Consider the following 20,074-nt stretch of genomic DNA (forward strand, 5'->3'; position numbering starts at 1 on the left):
AGCAATGTGCTGGACCGGAACATACGTGTCCGACGCACGACAGTCAACATGGCCCGCGAGCGAGGCGGGTTATGATATATCCTTCTAATTCAAGCTTAAATAAGGGGCTTTTCGACGTATGAAAACCAAGTTCATATTTATTACCGGTGGTGTTCTTTCCTCTCTGGGCAAGGGACTGGCCGCAGCATCCATCGGGGCTCTCCTTCAGGCCCGGGGCCTCAAGGCGACCATCCAGAAACTCGATCCCTACATCAACGTCGACCCGGGGACGATGAACCCCTTCCAGCACGGAGAGGTGTACGTCACCGATGACGGCGCCGAAACCGATCTGGACCTCGGTCATTACGAGCGCTACCTCGGCACCGCGCTCAGCCAGCAGAACAACTACACCTCCGGCTCCATCTACAACTCCGTCATCCAGAAGGAACGGCGGGGCGACTACCTGGGCGGCACCGTGCAGGTCATCCCGCACATCACCGACGCCATCAAGGAGGCGGTCATCAACCTGCCCAACGGCGAGGACGTGGCCCTGATCGAGATCGGCGGCACCGTTGGCGACATCGAAGGCCAGCCGTTCCTGGAGGCCATCCGCCAGCTCAAGAACGACCTGGGCAAGGAGAACGTCCTGTTCATCCACCTGACCCTGGTGCCGTACATCAAGGCCGCCGGAGAGCTGAAGACCAAGCCCACCCAGCATTCGGTCAAGGAGCTGCGCTCCGTGGGCATCCAGCCCGACATCATCATCGCCCGGTCCGAAGTGCGCCTGCCCGAGGACCTCAAGAAGAAGATCGCCCTGTTCTGCGACGTTGACCAGGACGCCGTGTTCACCGGCGTGGACGTGGACTCCATCTACAAGGTCCCGCTCGAATTCTACAACGAAGGCGTGGACCAGAAGATCGCCATTCTCCTGAAGCTGCCCGCCAAGAACGCGGAACTCGCCCCCTGGGAAAACCTCGTTCACAGCCTGGACAACCCCGAGGGGTCGGTCAAGATCGGCATCGTCGGCAAGTACGTGGACCTGACCGAGGCGTACAAGAGCCTGCACGAGGCGCTCATCCACGGCGGCGTGGCCAACGACGTCAAGGTGGAGCTGGAGTACGTCAACTCCGAGAAGGTCACGGCGGCCAACGTGGACAAGAAGCTCAAGGGGCTGGACGGCATCCTGGTGCCCGGCGGCTTCGGCTCGCGAGGCATCGAAGGCAAGATTTTGTCCATCAAGCACGCCCGCGAGAACAACATTCCGTTCTTCGGCATCTGCCTGGGCATGCAGTGCGCCTGCATTGAGTTCGCCCGCAACGTCATCGGCCTGGAGGGCGCCAACTCCGAGGAATTCGACAAGACCACCCCGCACAACATCATCTATCTGATGAAGGAGTGGTACGATTTCCGCACCAAGAAGACCGAAACCCGCTGCGAGGAATCCGAGAAGGGCGGCACCATGCGCTTGGGTTCCTATCCCTGCAAGCTCAAGAAGGACACCAAGGCCTTCGCCGCCTACAAGACCACGAACATCGACGAGCGGCACCGCCATCGCTTCGAGTACAACAACAAGTACATCGAGCAGTTCGAGCAGAACGGCATGGTCCTGTCCGGCACCGCTCCGGACGAGTCCCTGGTGGAGATCGTCGAGCTGCCCGGCCACCCCTGGTTCCTGGGCTGCCAGTTCCACCCGGAATTCAAGTCCAACCCCATGAACCCGCACCCGCTGTTCCGGGAGTTCATCAAGGCCTCTAAGGACGAAAAGGGCAAGAAGGGCAAGAAGTAATCCGATGGCAGACCTTTACGCAGCCAGCAAGTCCGGCCCGTTCATTCTGGCCGGACCCTGCGCCATTGAAAGCCGGGAGATAGCGCTCAAGACCGCCGACACCCTGGCCGGACTGGCCTCCAAGCTGAATATCCCGCTGGTCTACAAGAGCTCCTTCGACAAGGCCAACCGGACCTCGGTGACCAGTTTCCGGGGCCCGGGCATGGAAGAAGGCCTCAGGATCCTGTCCGAGGTCAAGGCGGCCACCGGGCTGCCCGTGGTCACGGACATCCACCACCCCGAGCAGGCCGCCCCGGTGGCCGAGGTGGCGGACGTGCTCCAGATTCCGGCCTTCCTCTGCCGCCAGACCGACCTGCTGGTGGCCGCGGCCGAGACCGGGCGTATCGTCAACGTCAAGAAGGGCCAGTTCCTGGCCCCCTGGGACATGCAAAACGTGGTCGGCAAGCTCCGCGCCGCGGGCAACGAGCACATCTGGCTCACGGAACGCGGCTCCACCTACGGGTACAATAACCTGGTGGTGGACATGCGCTCCTTCCCGCAAATGCAATCCTTCGGGGTGCCGGTGATCATGGACGCCACCCACTCCGTGCAGTTGCCCGGAGGGCTGGGCGGCGCGTCCGGCGGGCAGCGGGAGTTCGTCTCCGTGCTCGCCTGCGCGGCCGTGGCCGCCGGCGCGGACGGCGTGTTCATGGAGGTCCATCCGGACCCGGACAAGGCGCTCTGCGACGGCCCCAACTCGCTGCCTCTGGCCCAGGTGGAATCCCTGCTCCGGAAGCTCCTGGCCCTGTGGGAGGTCGCCCGTGGCTGACGCCTCCCTGCTCGCGAAAAACATCAAACTGCTGGTGCTCGACGTGGACGGCGTCCTCACGGACGGCGGTTTGTATTACGGCGACGACGGCATCGCCATGAAGCGGTTCAGCGTCCAGGACGGGCTGGGCATCAAGATGGCCCAGGCCGTTGGACTGGAGATCGGCGTCATCACCGGCCTGGACCAGAAGCCGGTGGAGGCCCGGGTGCGCGAACTGGGCATCCGGCATTATCACTCCGGCAAGCACAAGAAGGTCCCGCTGTTCGAGGACATCTGCGCCAAGGTGGGCGTGGACCCGTCCGAGGCCGCCTACATGGGCGACGACTGGATCGACCTCGGCCCCATGGCGCGGGCCGGTCTGGCCCTGTGCGTGCCCAACGCCGTGCCGGAGGTCATCGAGGCCGCCGACTGGGTGTCCACCCGCAAAGGCGGGAACGGCGCGGTCCGCGAGGCCATCATGTTCATCCTTGAGGCCCGAGGTCTCAAGGAGCAGGCCCTGCAACGCTGGGTGGACTAGATGAAAGGGCGTCCCGCGCTGACCCTGTTCCTCATCTTTGCCTTCGGCCTGCTGCTCGGCCTGGGCATCAATGCGGTCTTTTTCTCCGATCCCATCGTGGAGCCCGACACCACCGCTGAATCCACCCCGGCCTCGCGCCGCCAGTTGTTCGAGGACGCGGACGTGTCCGCCGAGGACATCGAGCTGGTCCAGGGCAAGCAGGGGAGCATGGACTGGAAGCTCCAGGCCAAGACCGCCAAATACAACCAGGGGCTGGGGCTGATCGCGGTGGAATATCCGCAGCTGACCGCCTTTTTCGGCGAGGATCGCCAGGAGGTTTACGTCCGCGCCGATCGGGGCGAGGTGGACCAGGAGAACGACAACCTGACCTTGTACGACGGCGTGAGCGGACGGTTCGGCGACATCGCCCTGGATGCCCAGCAGCTTGATTATGTGGGCGCGATAGGTAAGGTGTACCTCAAGGGCGGGATCACCGTGCGCCGCCCGGACATGACCATCCAGGCAAAGGCCCTGGAAATAGACCTGGTGGCCCGCCAGATGGTGGCTGCCGGGGGCGTCGAGGCGCTGCTGGCCCCGGAGGGGCTGGAGAGGAGTCCTCTGAATGAAAACAAGGAATAAGACGTTGCTGAAGACGTTTCGCTGTCTGTTTTTCGTGCTGGCGCTGACCGCGCTGCTGGTCCCCGTCTCCGCCGTCGCCCAGGACTGGGGCGAGGTGCGCGAGGCCACGGTCAACCTCAACGTGCGCAGCAAGCCGGACCGCTCCGGCGAGCACGTCCTCACCCTGACCAAGGGCGAACGGGTGCGCACGGACTTCGCCACGGACGGCTGGGTGGCCATTTTCCGGCTCGACCAGGCGGACCGCGACGAGACCAAGGCCCTGGGCTACGCCAACGCCAAGTTCCTCAAGGTCGTGCCAGCCGAAGCCGTTGTCGCTGCAAAGCCCGAACCCCAGCCCGAACCCGCGCCTGTCGCGGTCGAGTCCGGGGAAGGGGAGGTCAAGGCCGAGGTGGCCGCGACGCCGCCGCCCGCGCCCGTCCAGGCGGGCACGGACCCGAACCGGCTTCCGGTGAAGATCACCTCCGACCGCATGGTCTACGACGAGTCCGGCAAGGTCGTGTCCTTCGTGGGCAACGTGGTGGCCGAGCACGGCGAGCTGACCCTGTGGGCCGACAAGCTCTCCGCCTACCTCTCGGACAAGGATAAAAAGAAGTTTTCCGCCGACAGCGTGGACCGCATCGTGGCCGAGGGCAATGTCCGGGCCAAGAAGGGGACCACCGAAGGGTCCTGCGGCAAGCTGACCTACTTCGTCGGCCCCCAGCTGCTCAAGATGGAGCAGAGCCCGCTGCTTCAGGACGGCCCCAATTCCCTGACCGGCGAAGTGATCAACTTCCACGTCCGGGACAACCGGTCCGAGGTCATCGGCGGCGACCAGCGGGTCAAGGCGATCTTCGTTGCTCCCGGCAGCATGAAGGTGCAGTAGATGGCCACCGGTCTTCGAGCCACGAACCTGTCCAAGCGGTACGGCCAGAAAGAGGTCGTGCACGGCATCGACATCGAGCTGAACAAGCGCGAGGTGGTCGGGCTGCTCGGCCCCAACGGCGCGGGCAAGACCACGACCTTCTACATGTTGGTGGGCATCGTGGCCCCGAACACCGGCCAGGTGGTCCTGGGGGACGAGGTCCTGACCGGCAGGCCGCTCCACGAGCGGGCCAGGCTCGGCGTCAGCTACCTGCCCCAGGAGAGTTCCATCTTCAAGAAGCTGACCGTGCGTCAGAACCTGGAGATCATCCTCGAGCAGACGGCCATGAATTCGCGCCGACAGCGGGCCAGGGCGGATGAATTGATGGAGATGTTCACCATCACCAAGCTGGCGGACCAGGCTGCCATGTTCCTGTCCGGCGGCGAGCGGCGGCGCCTCGAGATCGCCCGCGCCCTGATCCTCGACCCGCAGTTCATCCTCCTGGACGAGCCGTTCGCGGGCATCGACCCCATCGCGGTCATCGACATCCAGGAGATTATCTCGGTGCTCAAGTCCATGGACATCGGCATCCTGATTTCGGACCACAACGTTCGTGAAACGTTGAATATCTGCGATCGCGCCTATCTCGTCTACGAGGGCACGGTCATCCTCGAAGGGTCGCCGGAGGAAATCGTCAAATCGAGCCGGGCCAGGCAGATTTACCTGGGCGAAGACTTCCGGCTCTAGCCGCGAAACCGCGCATTTTTTGCGCTTTCCGGATTTACACGGTTCCCAAAGGTTGGTACACTTTTTTCATACTCGCGTATATCCGCTGGATTATTAATGGAAACAGGACGTTAACACAATTGTGTTGCGTCCTTTTCTTGCATGTGGCATAGTTGAACCGAAAAAAACTTCCCGCAGCCGGGAAAAAAGTAAAAATATCCGGCGAGCGATATTGTGAAACCGTAAAGCGAGCAGGGAATCATGGGATTGGAACTTCGGCAACAGCTCAAGCTCACACAGCAACTGGTCATGACGCCTCAGTTGCAGCAGGCCATCAAGCTGCTGCAGCTCTCCCGTCTGGAGCTGCTGGAAACGGTACAGCAGGAACTATTGGAAAATCCGTTCCTGGATGAGACCGAGCCCGAGGTGGAACCGCAGGAAACGCCCGACCCACGGGAAGTCCTGACCGAGGCCCAGGCCGAGGAAGAGCTGGTCCGCACCGCCGATTGGGAAAACTATCTCGGCGAATTTTCCTCGACCTCCAAGCAGGCCCTGTCCCGGGACTCCGAGATTCCGGAGGAGGGGATGTCGTTCGAAGCGCGCCTTGCCTCCAAGCCTTCGCTGGAAGGCCACGTCACCTGGCAGATGCGGCTTTCGGATTTCACGGAGCACGAAGTGGCCATCGGCGAGGTCATCCTCGGCAACATCGATTCCAACGGCTATCTCCAGGCCTCCATGGAGGAGCTGACCTCCATGATTCAGGCCACCGACGAAGAGGTGGAGTCGGTCCTGATGCGCATACAGCGCCTGGACCCCGTGGGCGTGGCCGCCCGTTCCCCCCAGGAGTGCCTGCTGGTTCAGATGGAAGTCCTGGGCTACGACGATCCGACCCTGGTCTCCCTGGTGCGCGACCACCTGGAAGACCTGGAGAAGAACCGCTACAAGCCGCTGGCCCGCAAGTTCAAGATCACCATGGAAGAGCTCAAGGACTACCTCGACACGATCCAGACGCTCGACCCCATGCCCGGCGCCAGCTTCTCCAGCACCGAGCCGCACTACGTCTCGCCCGACGTCTTCGTCTACAAGTATGGCGAGGACTTCGTCATCATCCTCAACGAGGACGGGCTGCCCCGTTTGCAGATGAACAGCTTCTACATGGATTCCATGAAGGGCGCGGCGGACAAGGAGAAGGAATATTTCCAGGAAAAGATGCGTTCCGCCGCATGGTTGATGAAAAGTCTGTACCAGCGGCAGCGAACCCTGTATAAAGTAGTCGAGTCCATTGTCGGCTTTCAACGGGGGTTCTTCGAGGAAGGCGTGACAAAGCTCAAACCCTTGATCCTCAAGGAGGTCGCGGAAGACATCGAGATGCACGAATCCACCGTGAGCCGGATCACGACCAACAAGTACGTTTCAACCCCCCACGGCATCTACGAGTTGAAGTTTTTCTTCAACTCCGCCCTGGACCTGAACGACGGTTCCCAGGTGGGCTCGGAGAGCGTGAAAGCGCTCATCAAGCAGATGATCGCGGATGAAGACACGAAGAAACCGCTCAGCGATGAACGGATCGGCGAGATCCTCAAGGAGAAACTTGACGTGAACATCGCCAGGCGCACGGTCGCCAAGTACCGTTCGGCAATGGGTATTGCTTCGTCATCCAAGCGCAAGCAGTATTTCTAGTCTGCTTGCCGGACACACAACCAGGAGGCAGCGTATGAACATCAGCTTCACTTTCAAGAACTTTGAGCCGTCCGATCACCTCAAGGGTTACGCTGAAAAGCGTTTTGAAAAGGTTGCGAAGTACGTTTCCGATGCGGAAGCAGATCTCCAGGTGAACCTGCTGGTCGAGAAGTTCCGCCACAAGGCGGACGTGATCCTCAACTCGGATCGCATTCACATCTCGGCCTACGAGGACTCCGAGGATATGTATTCCACCATCGACATGGTCCTGGACAAGCTGGAAGCCCAGCTTCGCAAGATGCGCGAGAAGATGAAGAACCGCCCCAGACAGGCGCGTCCCAATAAGATGGTGCAGATGAACTACATCTCCTTCGATGAGATCGGAGCCGGAGCGGCCCCGACCATCGTCGGCACCGACGCATACGAGCCCAAGCCCATGTCCGTGGACGAGGCCGCCATGCAGCTGGATGCCCTGGAGAACGAGTTCCTGGTCTTCCGCAACGCGGAAACCGAAGGCGTCAACGTTATCTACAAGAGAAAGAACGGCGATTACGGCCTCATCGACCCCGGAAACTAAGCATGAAACTCAGTGATTACCTGGCGAAGGAACTGATCCTTCCCGAGCTGCAGTCCGAGACCAAGTCGGACGTACTCAATGAACTGGTCGCCCCCCTGGGCGAGATATATCCCGAGATGGACACGGACCTAGCGGTCCGTGTCCTTCTCGATCGCGAGCGCCTCGGCTCCACCGGCATCGGCGACGGTATCGCCATCCCCCACGGCAAGCTGGAGAACCTGGAAAAGGTCATGGTCGTGGTCGGGCGAAGCCGAAAAGGAGTCGAGTTCGAAGCCCTGGACCACAGCCCGTGCGGCATCTTCTTCCTGGTCCTGGCCCCGGAACAGGTGGCGGGCATGCACTTGCGCGTGCTGGCCCAGATCTCCCGGCTGCTCAAGGACGAGGAGTTCCGCAAGGCGTTTCTCGCGGCCGACGGGTTCGACGGCCTCTGGTCACTCCTCAAGGACGTCTAAAACCCGGCAGGCCGTTTTGACCCCGACAAATCCCTTTCCCGTCGTCATCGTCACCGGGCTCTCCGGTTCCGGGAAGTCCACCGCCCTCAGGGTGTTCGAGGACCTGGGATTCTTCTGCATCGACGGGCTGCCCTGCGAGATGTCGCCCAAGCTGGCGGACCTGATCCTCAAGTTCGACACCAAGTATCGCGGGTTGGCGCTCGGCATGGACCTGCGCCAGTTCGAGTTCGTCAACGGCTGGGACGAGGCGTTGCAGGGATTCGCCGATCTCGGCATCCTGCCCCAGGTGGTCTACCTGGAGGCCAAGATGGGCGAGCTGGTGCGGCGCTATGCCACCACGCGGCGGCCCCACCCGTTGGAGAGCCGCAACCTCGGCCTGGAGCAGGCGCTCGAGATGGAGCGCGAGCTGCTCGAACCGGTCCGCTTGGCCGCGGCCCTGGTCATCGACACCACGCATTATTCCATCCACGACCTGCGCCGGGTGATCCAGACCAAGTGGTCGGCCATCGAGGAGGCGGGGAAGGGGATGCGCGTTCATATCATCACCTTCGGCTTCAAGTACGGCGTGCCGTCCGAGGCTGACCTGGTCTTCGACCTCCGCTTTTTGCCCAACCCCTATTTCGACGAGAACCTCCGGCCCCTTTCCGGCCTGGACAAGGCGATCTCCGATTACGTCCTGGACAACCCGGTGGGGGAGGGGTTCATGCAGCACCTGCTCGATTTTCTGACCTACACCCTGCCGCTCTATGCGGACGAAGGGCGGTACCGGATCACCCTCGCACTGGGCTGCACCGGAGGACGCCACCGGTCCGTTTCCGTGGCCGAGTCAGTGCTGGCATCCCTGAAGAAAAAAGGGTATACGGCAACGATTGAACATCGACACATGGAACTCGGCTAGACATGGCGGCACAGACTGAAAAGAAGAACGTTCCCATCGGCGTAGTCCTGGTCACCCACGGCACACTCGGCGAGACCCTGCTCAGGGCCGCGGAAATGGTCATGGGTGCGCAGGAAAACTGCATCGCCATCGGCGTGGACGTGAACAAGGGCGTGGACGAGACCCTGGAGGCCGTGCGCAAGGCGATCCAGTCCGTGGAGAAGGGCAACGGCGTCGTGGCTCTGACCGATCTCTTCGGCGGTTCGCCCACCACCATGTCCCTGTCATTGATGAAGTCCGAGAACCTGGAGGTCATCACCGGGGTCAACCTGCCCATGCTGGTGGCCACCCTCCAGTCCCGCACCATGAAGCTGCCCGCACTGGCCGAGAAGGCCATGGAAGCAGGGCAGCAGGGCATCAAGGTCGCAGGGGCGATGCTGCGCAGAAAAGCAAAAAAGTAGGGTGCCCGCCGTGTTTCTCGTTCGCATAGACAACCGCCTGATTCACGGCCAGATCATCGAAACATGGCTGCCCTACACCGGAGCCAAGTCCGTCATCGTCGCCAACGACGACCTCGCTCACGACATTCTCCAGCAGGAGATCATGTCCCTGGCCATCCCCCAGACCGTGGACAGCACCTTCGTCTCCGTGGACGAGGTCCAGGGCGTGGTGGCCGGTTCCGCAGGCGATTCCGCCGAGCCCGAGGCGATCATTCTCTTTTCCAGCTGCGCCGACGCCCGGCGCGCCTTTGATTCCGGCTTCGGTTTCCACGTGCTGAACATCGGAAACGTCCACTACAGCCCCGGCAAGCGGCAGATATCCCCCAGCGTGGCCCTGTCCGTGGAGGACGAGAGCTGTCTGCGGCACCTGAACAGGAAGGGCGTGGAGCTCGACTTCCGCTGCGTTCCCAACGACCCGGTGCAGGTGAGGTTCTGATGTCCGCGCTGCTGTTGCATCCGCTGGCCTGGTTTGCGGGGGTCGCTTTTTTTTTGCCCTCTTCTCCCTGTGCCGCACGGCCTTAAGCCTCGGACTGCTTGAGCGCCCCCTGGTTGTCGGCTTCTTCTGGGGCGCGGCCACCGGAGAATACACCACCAGCCTGTACATCGCCATTTTCTTCGAGTTGTTCTGGCTCGACCTCATTCCGGCCGGGACGTACATCCCCCCGCACCTGACAGCCGCGACCTTCTCGGCCTTGACTCTGTCCACCTATTTCGGCCTGGACCAGCCCTCCAAGATCATGCCCGTGCTCTTCGCCAGCATGCCGCTGGCCTGGCTCGGGGCCAGGTTGGAAGGGTGGTTGCGCGATCGGGAACAAGCCAGTTACAACGCCATGCTCAACTGGGCGCGCAATCCGCGCTCCATGCACACCCCTGGGACCATCATCCTGCGCTCCATGGGCAGGAACCTGTTTATCAACTGGGGCGTGTTTTTCGCTGCCGTTTTCACGCTCAAACTGTGTTTTCAGCTCTTTTACGACCTGTATCCCACCGCTTTTTCCCATCTGGGAGTGACCTGGGCGCATTTGTGGGTCGCCGCGTCCCTCGGCGGCCTCATGGCGCTGCGCCAGAAACGGGCGTATGTCGTTCTCGCAACGGGCATTCTTATTTTTGTGCTTTTCTTGCTTTGGCCGCGCTTTTAGCTTGGCAGTCGAAGATGTTTGTGATATTCGTCACATTCTATTTTGAACGGATGTATCCCTTGTTATATGGATAATTCAATTAGGAGGACTTGATATGGCTATTTTGGTTGTTGGACACAAAAACCCCGATACCGACACTGTCGCTTCCGCGATTGCTGCCGCCGACCTGTACACCAAGCGTGGCATGGACGCCAAGGCCGTCACCCAGGGCGAAATCGCTCCTGAGACCGCCTTTGTTCTCGAGAAGTTCGGCTTTGCCGCTCCCGAGATCGTCGCCGACGCCACCGATCAGAAGATCATCCTGGTGGACCACACCGACATTTCCCAGACCATCGACAACCTGGACAAGGGTGAGCTCGTGGCCGTCGTCGACCACCACAAGCTGGGCGACGTCACCACCCCCGGTCCCCTGGAAATGTGGGTCTGGCCCGTGGGCTGCACCGGCACCGTCCTGAAGTCCATGTACGACTTCTACAACGTCGAGATCCCGGCCAACGTCGCCGGTATCCTGCTCTGTGCCATCCTGAGCGACACCGTCATGTTCAAGTCCGTCACCTGCACCGACGCCGATAAGGATGCCGTCGCCGCCCTGGCCAAGATCGCCGGCGTCGCCGATGTCATGGCTCTGGGCATGGAGATGTTCAAGGTCAAGTCCGCCGTTGACGGCGCTTCCGCCAGCGACCTGGTCTTCCGCGACTACAAGGACTTCGACATGTCCGGCAACAAGGTCGGCATCGGCCAGCTGGAAGTCGTGGACCTGTCCATGCTGGACGCCCACAAGGCCGCCCTGCAGGCCGAGATCGAGAAGGTCAAGGCCGATGGCCGCCACTCCGTCTTCCTGCTGCTGACCGACATCATGAAGGAAGGCTCCGAGATGCTCATCGCCTCCGACGATCCGGCAGTGGTCGAGAAGGCCTTCGGCATCGCCACCAAGGGCGAGCCCGTCTGGCTGGACGGCGTCATGAGCCGCAAGAAGCAGGTCGCCCCCAACTTCATCAAGGCCTTCGAAGGCTAAGCTGAAGCTTACTGATTAGTGCGCAAAGTCAGGCCCGCCAGCGTTGTGCTGGCGGGCCTTTTGTTTTTTTGGGGGGAACGACGGCTATTGCCTGAAGGCGTGGACCACGTGGACCGGGTCGCTGACGCCGCGGGTCTCCAGGAAGTGGCGGTCGGCCTGGGGCCGCCAGTCGTTGCGCACGCTTTCCGCGCCCATGGGACCGCCGAACCCCGCCTCTTCCAGCAGTTGCAGCAGATATCCCACGCGTTCGAACTCATGCAGTTCGGTCCAGCCGCGCGTCGTCTTGGTGGGGAACCAGCGATTGGAGACGCCGATCAGGATCACGCCGCCCGGCACCAGGCGTTGGGCGGCCTCCCTGAGTACGGCCACGGGGTCGGCCAGGTATTCGACGGACAGGCTTACGACCACCGCGTCAAAGGGACCGGAGAGGGGGATGGCCGGGTCCAGGTTCAGATCGTGGACCGCGATCTCCGCCAGGGCCGTGTTGGCCTCCATCTCCTCGCGATTCATGCCCAGGCCGGTCACGTCGAGCTCAAGGCCGCTCGGCAGGTGGGACTGCACGCTGCTCATCAGGTCGAGAACCTTCATCCCGGATTCGAGGAACCGGCCGTACATGGCCGCGAGATTGTCCCCGGCAGTGTCGTCCACATGGCCCACGAAGCGCGGCGCGGCATAGAAACGGCCGTCATCCTCGTCGTCCCTGTCCAGGAATCCCGGGGTAATGAATTCGGTCGGGCCGTTTGGCGAACGCGCCTGCATGCCCGGGCCGTTGTCGCACAATTCCTCGCCCCAGTGGTAGAGTAGGCCGCCGGTGTCGGACACCTTGTCCTGAATCGACTGGATGGCCGCCTCCAAGGAGAACGGAAAGCGGGCGAGGGGGTGGTTCAGGTCCACGGTCATGGCGTCGCCGTTCACGGCCAGCACGCGGGCCGGGGTCATGGTGCCTGGATACACGCCGGCCAGCCCGGAGAACAGGCCCAGGGGATAGAACCGGCCGGGGTGCGGAAGGATGCGTCTGCCGTTGACGGATACGGACCGGAAACGGCGGGTGTCCAGTTCCCTGACCAGGCCGTCGTTGTACGCCGGGACCAGCGTTCCCGGGGCAAAATCCAGGCTGATGGATTCCCCCTCGGTTTTTCCTTGGAGGCCTTCCTTGAGGCCGGACGGAAAGATATCCCTCCAGGCGTTGACCCGGCGGGCCGTTATGCGGTCCTTGAACCGTCTGTTTCCATCGTTCCAGGTGAGAGCCAATTCCAAAGTAGCCAACGAGTTACTTCCGAATCGAGTCACATGTTCCTTCAATGCTCACTCTGAATTGAGTTCAAAGGTTGTCGTGCGGGGCCATTGGTCCATTTCAATACATAAATCGCGGTTCAGCCCCAGGCAACCCCTGACTTCCTTTCAAAGGAGTCGTGGATATTGCGGCCTGGGGTGGTTTGTGGTGTATTGTCATGACGTGAAAATTGTATCCGGCCTCTGCCGGTTCCCGTAACAGCATACCCGGAGTGAATTTCATGAAAAGAATCCTTGTCGCTTTGATCCTGTGCTGCCTGCTCGCCTCCACCGCATTTGCCGGGGAGCCGAAGCGAGTGTTCACCAGCGTGACCACCGATGACGTGAACAAGGCCGCAATGGCCATCAAGTTCACCCACAACATCATGAAGAACAAGGGAGTGAAGGCGACGTTGTTCTTCAATGTCTATGGGGTGCTTCTGGTTAACGACAACATCCCCTCACCGATTTATCCTTCGGGCCAGTCCATCCAGGACCTGGTCAAGGCGTTCATTGCGGACGGCGGGGTGGTCCTGGCCTGCCCCATGTGCATGAAGAACGTCGGCGGAATGACCAAGGCCGACCTGATGGCCGGCGTCCTGTCCGATGAAGGGGCCGGGGTGAATGCTGCGGTCCTGCCGGACACCCTGGCGCTTTCCTATTAAAAAAAGAAGGGACGGCGACAAACCGTCCCTTCCAGGAGATGACGAAAAAGCCCCTGCCACGACGGCAGGGGCTATGAACATTACAAAAGACCCGCGTTTTTCAGCACGGCTGCCAGTTTGGGTTTGTTCTCGTCCTGCAGGGGGACGATGGGCAGACGGAACTGGGCGTCCTTGAAAATACCCATCATGGCCAGGGAGGTCTTGACCGGGATGGGGTTGGTCTCCATGAACATGGCGCGGTTGACAGGGGCCATCTTGAGGCTCAGCTCGATGGCTTTCTCGTGGTCCTTGTCGAAAAAGGCCTTGCACATGTCGCTCATGGTCTTGGGCATGATGTTGGAGATGACGGAGATGACGCCGACGCCGCCCACCGCGAGCAGGGGCAGGACGGTGAAATCGTCGCCGGAGAGCAGCTGGAAATCACGGCCGCACTGTTCGACCACCTCGGCGCACTGGCAGAGGTTGCCGGTGGCTTCCTTGACCGCGATGGCTTCGGGCACCGCGTCCTTGATCATCTTCAGGGTGGACGGCAGGCAGTTCAGGCCGGTCCTTCCGGGCACGTTGTAGATGACCATGGGCATGGAGGCCGCATCGGCGATGGCCTTGAAGTGGGCCACCAGGCCGCCGGGGGTCGGCTTGTTGTAGTAGGGGGTGATCTGCAGGGCCGCGTCCGCACCGGCCTCCTTGGCCAGTTTGGTCAGCTCGATGGCCTCCTTGGTGGAGTTGGAGCCGGCGCCCGCGATGACGGGAACGCGGCCTTTGGCCTGCTCCACGCAAATTTTGATGACCTTTCCCTGCTCGGCGTGGGTCATGGTCGCGGCTTCGCCGGTGGTGCCGCAGGGCACCAGGCCGTCGATTCCCTGCTCGATCTGCCATTCAATGAAATCGCGATAGGTGGATTCGTCCACCTCGCCATCCCTGAACGGCGTCGAGAGAGCGGTAAATGCTCCTCTTAATTCCATTGTCATCTCCTCCTGAAGTATGGATGCATCGGAAGGGCCCTGTCGGGATCAATCCCCGAACATGGCGTCGACTTCCGGGTTGTCCTTGATCGTGTCGTTCATGCCTATGGAAGAAGTCTTATAGTTCGTCACTTCCTTCCACGCAAATGAATTCTCTCGTTGAGGCCACTGGTAGACGGCCACCTCGACCAGGGAGCGCCCCTTGTCGTAGGGGCGGACCCACAGCGCACGCCCGTCGGCCAGGATGCGCCCGTTGACCCCTGCACCGGACCCGCTGCCGAGCAGGATGTCTGGAACCGATTCGGCGCGGGCCTGGAGGTAGGCGTTTTCCGCCACCCAGCCCCAATCGCACAGTCCGATGAGCAGATCCACCCCGTCGCGTTCCTTTTGAATCCTGGCCGACAACCTGCGGATGAGGTCGTCCGAGGGTTGATCCTCGTCGAGGCCAAGGGAAGGGAAGCGAAGGAAGCCGACCTTGCGGCCGCCGTCAACGGGGATGACCGTGTAGGGCTCTTCCCGGGCGGTCTTCTGCCAGGGCCAGGCCGGGATGGAGTCGGCTCGCAGGGCTTCGGCCTCGGCCGGGGAGAGCAGCCCCACGTCATAGCCCATGAAGCCGAACGCCTTGTTCATGGCCGCCATGGTCTCGGCCAGCCCCGGGTTGCCGCCCGGCCGCAGAAATTCATAGGCACCGGAAACAAGCAACCTGGGAGAGTCCGTTTTATGAACGTCAAAAAAATACGTGGCCCGACGGGCCAGTCCACCGAGGGTGCGACCGCCTCAGGTGGGACATGGCTTCACCGTGCCAAACGTATTCGCCGAATAAAGGATGGTCAGAACAGAGCCCTGTGCGTGGGCAACGCCGCACACAGGGATACAGACCGCCAACAAAAGGCAGTATATGAGCCGTCGCATCCTATTGGTTGATGAATTCCTTCAGCTCTTTGCCGGGACGGAAAAAGGGAAGTTTCTTGGGCTTGACCTGGACCACGGTACCGGTCTTCGGATTGCGCCCGGTGTACCCTTCGTAGTCCTTGATCTTGAAGCTGCCAAAACCCCGAATCTCCACGCGGTCGCCTTCCAGGAGTGCTTCCTTGATGGAGTCCACGAAGGCGGAAACCACCTTGGTAGCCTCGTCTACGTGCATTTTTTTCTGTTCTGACAGAGCCTTGATCAACTCGCTCTTATTCATGATGTTCCCCCTGAAACATACGTTGCCCGCAGGTTCCGTTATTGGTCCTGTGAGGTAACAAAAAAGAAATCTATCCAGAAATTCTCACTAACTATGCCGAAAAATAACTCTTTTCGTCAACAACTATTTGATAAATTTCATTCGGACGGAAAATCTTTCAGGATGGGCCTTCCGCCGATCCGTTCCAGGTTGTCTTCCCGGTACCGGATGAGCTTCTTGGCGATGCTGGTAATGTCCTTGGCCGCCTTGGCTTTCGGGGCGTATCTCATGAGCGGGGTCTGGCGCCGGACCGCTTCGACGATGGTCCGGTCGTGGTGCACGAATCCCAGGTTGCGCAGCTCCAGACTCAGGAAATTCCGGCACGCGGCGTTAAGCCTGTCGAAGGTCTGGTTGGCCTCGGCCGCGTTGGTGGCCTGGTTGACCAGGACCAGGAAATCCTTCACGCCGTGCTGGGTCGCCAGGATTTTGATCATGGCGTAGCTGTCGGTCAGGGAGGTCGGCCGCCCCCCCCCCCCCCCCCCCCCCCCTGCTGTCGGTCAGGGAGGTCGGCTCCGGGGTGACCACCACCACGCGCAGCTGGGTCAGGGCGGCCAGGGAGAGCACCGTCTGGCTGATGCCGGCACCCAGGTCGAGCATCAGGAAATCGTATTCGCCCGCCAGGGAGATGAGCTTCTTGAACAGGATGTCCTGGAGGTCCTCGTCCATCTCGACCAGCTCCGGCACCCCGCTGGTGGCGGGCAGCATGTCGAAGCCGTCCTCGATGGAGACCAGCACGTCCTCGGCATCCACGCCGGTCTGCAACAGGTCGTGCAGGTTGCGGTCGGGGGAGATGCCGAGCAACACGTCGAGGTTGGCCAGGCCGAGGTCGCAGTCCATGAGCATGGAGGTCATGGACGCCTCGTGCATGGCGTAACCCAGGTTGAGCACGATGTTGGTCTTGCCGACCCCGCCCTTGCCGCTCATTATGGCGAGACTGAGAGTATTGTTGTGGTTCATGGTCCGTCTCCGTTATTTTCCGCCGAACAGGAATTGCTTTTCGTTTGCGTGGACCAGGGTTTCGTTGGGAACGTTGTCCGCGAAAGAGAGCCTGGAAACCTTGACCTGGTCCTTGCCGGAACCCTTGGCCTCGTAGAGGGCGCCGTCCGCCAGTTCGATCAGCTCCTTGTCGGTGATGTTCTCGGTCCCCTTGTAGCAGGTCAACCCCACGGAGCAGGTGACGCGGAAGGTTCCGCCGCCGTCCGGGATGGCGAATTCGATCTTGCGGAACTCGTCCAGCAGCCTGTTCAGGAGCCGCTGCGCCTTGACCAGGCCGGAGCCCGCCATGATCAGGGCGAACTCCTCGCCGCCGAACCGCGCCGCCAGGTCGTAGCGCCTGGTGGATGCCTTGAGGTGCGCGGCGAAGGTGGCCAGCACCTCGTCGCCCTTGGTGTGCCCGTAGGTGTCGTTGATCCGCTTGAAGTTGTCGAGGTCGAAGATGGCCAGGGAGAGCGGGGTGCGGGCGCGCTTGGAGCGTTCGATTTCTACGTCCAGGATGCGGTCGAAGGCGCGGCGGTTGGCCAGCCCGGTCAGCGGGTCGTGGTCCGTCTGGTAGGCCAGGTGCTCCAGGGTCTCCTGGAACCGCTTCAGGTGCGGGTAGGAATCCCCGTTGATGGGCAGGGAGAGCCATTGCCTGAGGTCGTACCGGGAGGCGATCGCTTCCCAATCCTCGGGGCAGACGCCCTGGAGCAGGCGGAATATCCAGACGGACTGGCTTTCGTCGCAGGCCGTGCCGGATATGTCCCCGAGCTCCTCCTGGAGCGCGTGGAGTTCCGTGGCGAGTTCGTTTTCGGGGAATTTAATCTTTTTTTCCATGGGCATGGATGAACAGTAGATGGTTTCGGATCATTTCGTCCAGGTCTCCGTCGAGGAAGGCGTCCACATTGCCGGTTTCGCTGTTGGAGCGGTGGTCCTTGACCAGCCGGTAGGGCTGGAGGGTGTAGGTCCTGATCTGGCTGCCCCAGGCGATGGCGTCCTTGGCCTGGTAGTCCTGCCTGCGGCTCTCCTCGATCTTCTTCAGTTCCTGCTCGTAGAGCCGGGCCTTGACCAGCCGCAGGGCCGTGGCCTTGTTGCGGTGCTGGGATTTCTCGTTCTGGCACTGGGCCACGATGCCCGTGGGCAGGTGGGTGATGCGCACGGCGGAGCTGGTCTTGTTGACCGACTGGCCGCCCGGTCCGCTGGAGCGGAAGGTGTCGATGCGCAGGTCCTCCTCCTTGACCTCGATCTCGATGTCGTCGTCCATGTCGGGGTAGACGTCCACCGAGGCGAAGGAGGTGTGCCGACGGCCCGAGGAGTCGAAGGGGGAGATGCGGATGAGCCGGTGCACCCCGGTTTCGCCCTTGAGCAGCCCGTAGGCGAACAGCCCCTCTATCTGGAGGGTCACGGACTTGAGTCCCGCTTCCTCGCCCGCCTGGTAGTCGAGCTGGGTGACCTTGAACCCCTTGCGCTCGGCGTACCGGTTGTACATGCGCAGGAGCATCTCGGCCCAGTCCTGGGACTCGACGCCGCCCGCGCCGGGATGGATTTCAAGAATGGCGTTGCCCTTGTCGTGCTCGAAGGCAAACATGGTGGCCAGTTCGGTCCCGGCCAGACGTTCGCGGAGCAGCTTCACCTGGGCGTTGAGCGCGCTCAGGGACTCCTCTTCGGGGTCCTCGTGGGCCAGCTCGAGCCAGGCGTCCAGGTCATCCTTGGCCTCGGCCAGGTTGTCGTACATCTCGAGCTTGGTGGAAAGCTGGCTCTTTTCCCTGAGCAGCGGGGTGAGGGCTTCGGGCTTGTCCCAGGCGCCGGGCTTGGACAGGTCCTTTTCTATTTCTTCGAGGCGGGATTTGGTTTCCGCGTGGTCAAAGACGCCCCCAAAGGGATTCGAATTGGTCGATGAGATCGGCGGAGGCGGCTTTCAGTTCAGGATATTCCAACATTATTCAACGGTTCCTTTCTTTCTTCTGGAGGCGAACGCCAGGTAGCCGAAGGCGGCTGCGGTCATGACGTAGACAAAGACGTTCAGCCAGTCACGGAGCGCATGATACACGGTCTTGGCCTGAATGGCAGCGATTTTCATGCTCAGGGTTCCGGCCTCGAACTGGCGGGTGACTCCGGCCAGCCTGCCCAGCGGGTCCACAAAGGCCGAGATGCCGGTGTTGGTGGAGCGAACCAGCCAGCGGCCCTGCTCCACGGCCCGCATGACGGCCAGGTCGAGGTGCTGGCCAGGGGCGGAGGTGTTGCCGAACCAGGCGTCGTTGCTGATGTTCACCAGCACGCTCGCCCCGCGCTCGACCTGTTGCTGGGCCAGTTCCGGAAAGATGGCTTCATAGCAGATGAGCATGCCCAGCGCAACGCCGTTCAGCTTGAGCGGCCTGTTGTCCTCGCCCGGCCGGAAGTTCCCCACGGCCTGGACCAGCTTCTTGAAGGGAACCCATTTCTCCAGGGGCATGTACTCGCCGAAGGGGACGAGGTGCTCCTTGTCGTAGGACTGGGTCATGTGGCCAGAGGAATCGATGAGCCAGGCGCGGTTGTAGAGGACGTATTTCCTGGTCTTGGCGTCCACGACCTTGTAGGCCGGGGACCCGGCGATGATCGCGGTTCCGGTGTCGTTGGCCAGCAGCTCCAGCGCCTTGCGGTAGCCGGTGTCCTCCTGGAGATAGAAGGGCATGGCCGTCTCGGGCCAGACCAGCAGCGTGGGGCTTTCCTTGGAGACCGCCTCCAGGCTCAGCTGCGCGTATTTCTTGACCGTGTCGGCCTGGTACGTGGTGTTCCACTTCAGTCCCTGGTCCACGTTGCCCTGGACGATGGTCACCATGTAGTCCTGGTCGCCCACGTCGAAGGTGGCGGTACGGTAGAAGCCGAACCCAGCGATGAGCGCGGCCAGTCCCACGGCCAGGGCCAGGGCGGAGCGGTAGGTGGAGTAGAGGAGCACGGCCACGGCCAGGGTGGCGAACACGCCCGACAGGCCGTAGGCTCCGACCACGGACGCGCCCTGCACGAAGGCGGGCCAGGCCGAGAAGGCCGAGGCCAGGTTGAGCCACGGGAAACCGGACAGGACGGTGCCCATGAGCATTTCCATGGCGGTCCAGGAAAACCCGGCCAGGAGGCACAGCGGGACACCGTCGATGCGCTTGCCCGCAAAGTGCATGGACAGGGAGAAGAGGCCGAAATACAGGCCGATGAACGCGGCCAGGAGCGCGGGGCAGGGCAGGGCCACGAACCACGGCAGGCCGCCGTAGATCTGGACCGGAATGACCATCCAGTAGAAGCAGCCCGTGGCCGCCAGGGTCCCGGCGAGCCAGCCGAAGCGGAACGCCTTGGGTCCGGAGGTGGCACGCAGGCCGATCCAGGCCAATCCCAACGGGAAGGCGAGGACCGCCGGCGGGAAATGGAACAGGGGGTTGGAGAACCCTATCCAGGCGCCGACCGTGGCGAGGAGGACCAGCTTCAGCAC

22 protein-coding genes and 1 pseudogene are annotated in these 20,074 nt (G+C 61.9%); 15 read left to right on the forward strand and 8 right to left on the reverse strand.

Annotation, left to right across the window (positions count from 1 at the left end):
* Positions 1 to 118 precede the first annotated feature (118 nt).
* From AWY79_RS11615 to AWY79_RS11680, 14 genes are all read left to right on the forward strand, one after another.
* Positions 119 to 1,765, forward strand: a complete 1,647-nt coding sequence (locus AWY79_RS11615; protein WP_066803958.1) for a CTP synthase — start codon at positions 119 to 121, stop codon at positions 1,763 to 1,765.
* Positions 1,766 to 1,769: 4 nt separating this feature from the next.
* Positions 1,770 to 2,573 carry a 3-deoxy-8-phosphooctulonate synthase gene (kdsA, locus tag AWY79_RS11620; RefSeq protein ID WP_066803961.1) on the forward strand — a complete coding sequence of 268 codons (804 nt, stop codon included), beginning with the start codon at positions 1,770 to 1,772 and terminating at the stop codon, positions 2,571 to 2,573.
* Positions 2,566 to 3,090: a KdsC family phosphatase gene (locus AWY79_RS11625; RefSeq protein ID WP_066803964.1), complete on the forward strand. Its 525-nt coding sequence runs from the start codon at positions 2,566 to 2,568 to the stop codon at positions 3,088 to 3,090. The genes kdsA and AWY79_RS11625 overlap by 8 nt, the downstream gene beginning before the upstream one ends.
* Entirely contained in the window at positions 3,091 to 3,708 is a 618-nt protein-coding gene (gene lptC, locus AWY79_RS11630) for an LPS export ABC transporter periplasmic protein LptC (protein WP_066803967.1), read from the forward strand. It abuts the gene before it with no gap.
* The gene (locus AWY79_RS11635) at positions 3,692 to 4,570 is read left to right on the forward strand and encodes an LptA/OstA family protein (RefSeq protein ID WP_078063763.1); all 879 of its coding nucleotides are present in this window, start codon (positions 3,692 to 3,694) and stop codon (positions 4,568 to 4,570) included. Before lptC ends, AWY79_RS11635 begins: the two co-directional genes overlap by 17 nt.
* A complete protein-coding gene (gene lptB, locus AWY79_RS11640; RefSeq protein ID WP_066803969.1) occupies positions 4,571 to 5,296 on the forward strand; it encodes an LPS export ABC transporter ATP-binding protein in 726 nt (241 codons plus the stop codon). It begins immediately after the preceding gene.
* Between the two features lie 240 nt (positions 5,297 to 5,536).
* Entirely contained in the window at positions 5,537 to 6,955 is a 1,419-nt protein-coding gene (rpoN, locus tag AWY79_RS11645; protein WP_066803971.1) for an RNA polymerase factor sigma-54, read from the forward strand.
* A 34-nt stretch (positions 6,956 to 6,989) separates the two neighbouring features.
* On the forward strand, positions 6,990 to 7,532 hold the full coding sequence (gene hpf / locus AWY79_RS11650) for a ribosome hibernation-promoting factor, HPF/YfiA family (protein ID WP_066803973.1): 543 nt from the start codon (positions 6,990 to 6,992) through the stop codon (positions 7,530 to 7,532).
* 2 nt (positions 7,533 to 7,534) lie between these two features.
* Positions 7,535 to 7,984, forward strand: a complete 450-nt coding sequence (locus AWY79_RS11655; RefSeq protein WP_066803975.1) for a PTS sugar transporter subunit IIA — start codon at positions 7,535 to 7,537, stop codon at positions 7,982 to 7,984.
* Between the two features lie 16 nt (positions 7,985 to 8,000).
* Positions 8,001 to 8,882: an RNase adapter RapZ gene (gene rapZ / locus AWY79_RS11660; RefSeq protein WP_066803978.1), complete on the forward strand. Its 882-nt coding sequence runs from the start codon at positions 8,001 to 8,003 to the stop codon at positions 8,880 to 8,882.
* Between the two features lie 2 nt (positions 8,883 to 8,884).
* Positions 8,885 to 9,322 (forward strand): PTS sugar transporter subunit IIA, encoded by a 438-nt coding sequence (locus AWY79_RS11665; RefSeq protein ID WP_066803981.1) that lies wholly within the window; start codon positions 8,885 to 8,887, stop codon positions 9,320 to 9,322.
* A gap of 10 nt (positions 9,323 to 9,332) precedes the next feature.
* A complete protein-coding gene (locus tag AWY79_RS11670) occupies positions 9,333 to 9,797 on the forward strand; it encodes a PTS sugar transporter subunit IIB (RefSeq protein ID WP_066807202.1) in 465 nt (154 codons plus the stop codon).
* Positions 9,798 to 9,825: 28 nt separating this feature from the next.
* The gene (locus tag AWY79_RS11675; protein WP_066803984.1) at positions 9,826 to 10,500 is read left to right on the forward strand and encodes a PTS sugar transporter subunit IIC; all 675 of its coding nucleotides are present in this window, start codon (positions 9,826 to 9,828) and stop codon (positions 10,498 to 10,500) included.
* 94 nt (positions 10,501 to 10,594) lie between these two features.
* Positions 10,595 to 11,515, forward strand: a complete 921-nt coding sequence (locus AWY79_RS11680) for a manganese-dependent inorganic pyrophosphatase (RefSeq protein WP_066803986.1) — start codon at positions 10,595 to 10,597, stop codon at positions 11,513 to 11,515.
* Positions 11,516 to 11,599: 84 nt separating this feature from the next.
* Here the strand turns inward: AWY79_RS11680 and AWY79_RS11685 are convergent, their stop codons facing one another.
* Positions 11,600 to 12,772 (reverse strand): methyltransferase domain-containing protein, encoded by a 1,173-nt coding sequence (locus AWY79_RS11685; protein WP_066803990.1) that lies wholly within the window; start codon positions 12,770 to 12,772, stop codon positions 11,600 to 11,602.
* Positions 12,773 to 13,029: 257 nt separating this feature from the next.
* On the opposite strand from AWY79_RS11685, the gene AWY79_RS11690 reads away from it, so the two are divergent.
* Positions 13,030 to 13,452, forward strand: a complete 423-nt coding sequence (locus AWY79_RS11690) for a DsrE family protein (protein ID WP_066803993.1) — start codon at positions 13,030 to 13,032, stop codon at positions 13,450 to 13,452.
* A gap of 80 nt (positions 13,453 to 13,532) precedes the next feature.
* On the opposite strand, the gene dapA is transcribed toward AWY79_RS11690, so the two are convergent.
* From dapA to lnt, 7 genes and pseudogenes are all read right to left on the reverse strand, one after another.
* Positions 13,533 to 14,414, reverse strand: coding sequence for a 4-hydroxy-tetrahydrodipicolinate synthase (gene dapA, locus AWY79_RS11695; protein WP_066803996.1), 882 nt, complete (start codon positions 14,412 to 14,414; stop codon positions 13,533 to 13,535).
* A 48-nt stretch (positions 14,415 to 14,462) separates the two neighbouring features.
* Positions 14,463 to 15,326 carry a UshA-like (seleno)protein family 2 gene (locus AWY79_RS11700; RefSeq protein ID WP_420705225.1) on the reverse strand — a complete coding sequence of 288 codons (864 nt, stop codon included), beginning with the start codon at positions 15,324 to 15,326 and terminating at the stop codon, positions 14,463 to 14,465.
* A gap of 1 nt (position 15,327) precedes the next feature.
* Positions 15,328 to 15,603 carry an HU family DNA-binding protein gene (locus AWY79_RS11705; protein WP_066804002.1) on the reverse strand — a complete coding sequence of 92 codons (276 nt, stop codon included), beginning with the start codon at positions 15,601 to 15,603 and terminating at the stop codon, positions 15,328 to 15,330.
* 137 nt (positions 15,604 to 15,740) lie between these two features.
* Positions 15,741 to 16,599: pseudogene (locus AWY79_RS11710) on the reverse strand (MinD/ParA family protein).
* A 12-nt stretch (positions 16,600 to 16,611) separates the two neighbouring features.
* Positions 16,612 to 17,454 (reverse strand): GGDEF domain-containing protein, encoded by an 843-nt coding sequence (locus tag AWY79_RS11715; RefSeq protein WP_233490913.1) that lies wholly within the window; start codon positions 17,452 to 17,454, stop codon positions 16,612 to 16,614.
* A protein-coding gene (gene prfB / locus AWY79_RS11720) for a peptide chain release factor 2 (protein ID WP_099093206.1) occupies positions 17,438 to 18,557 on the reverse strand; the annotation gives its coding sequence in 2 pieces (ribosomal slippage) (positions 17,438 to 18,481 and positions 18,483 to 18,557; 1,119 coding nt in all). Before prfB ends, AWY79_RS11715 begins: the two co-directional genes overlap by 17 nt.
* Positions 18,557 to 20,074, reverse strand: a complete 1,518-nt coding sequence (gene lnt / locus AWY79_RS11725) for an apolipoprotein N-acyltransferase (RefSeq protein ID WP_066804011.1) — start codon at positions 20,072 to 20,074, stop codon at positions 18,557 to 18,559. The genes prfB and lnt overlap by 1 nt, the downstream gene beginning before the upstream one ends.

Source organism: Pseudodesulfovibrio indicus (assembly GCF_001563225.1).
Classification (GTDB): Bacteria; Desulfobacterota; Desulfovibrionia; order Desulfovibrionales; family Desulfovibrionaceae; genus Pseudodesulfovibrio; species Pseudodesulfovibrio indicus.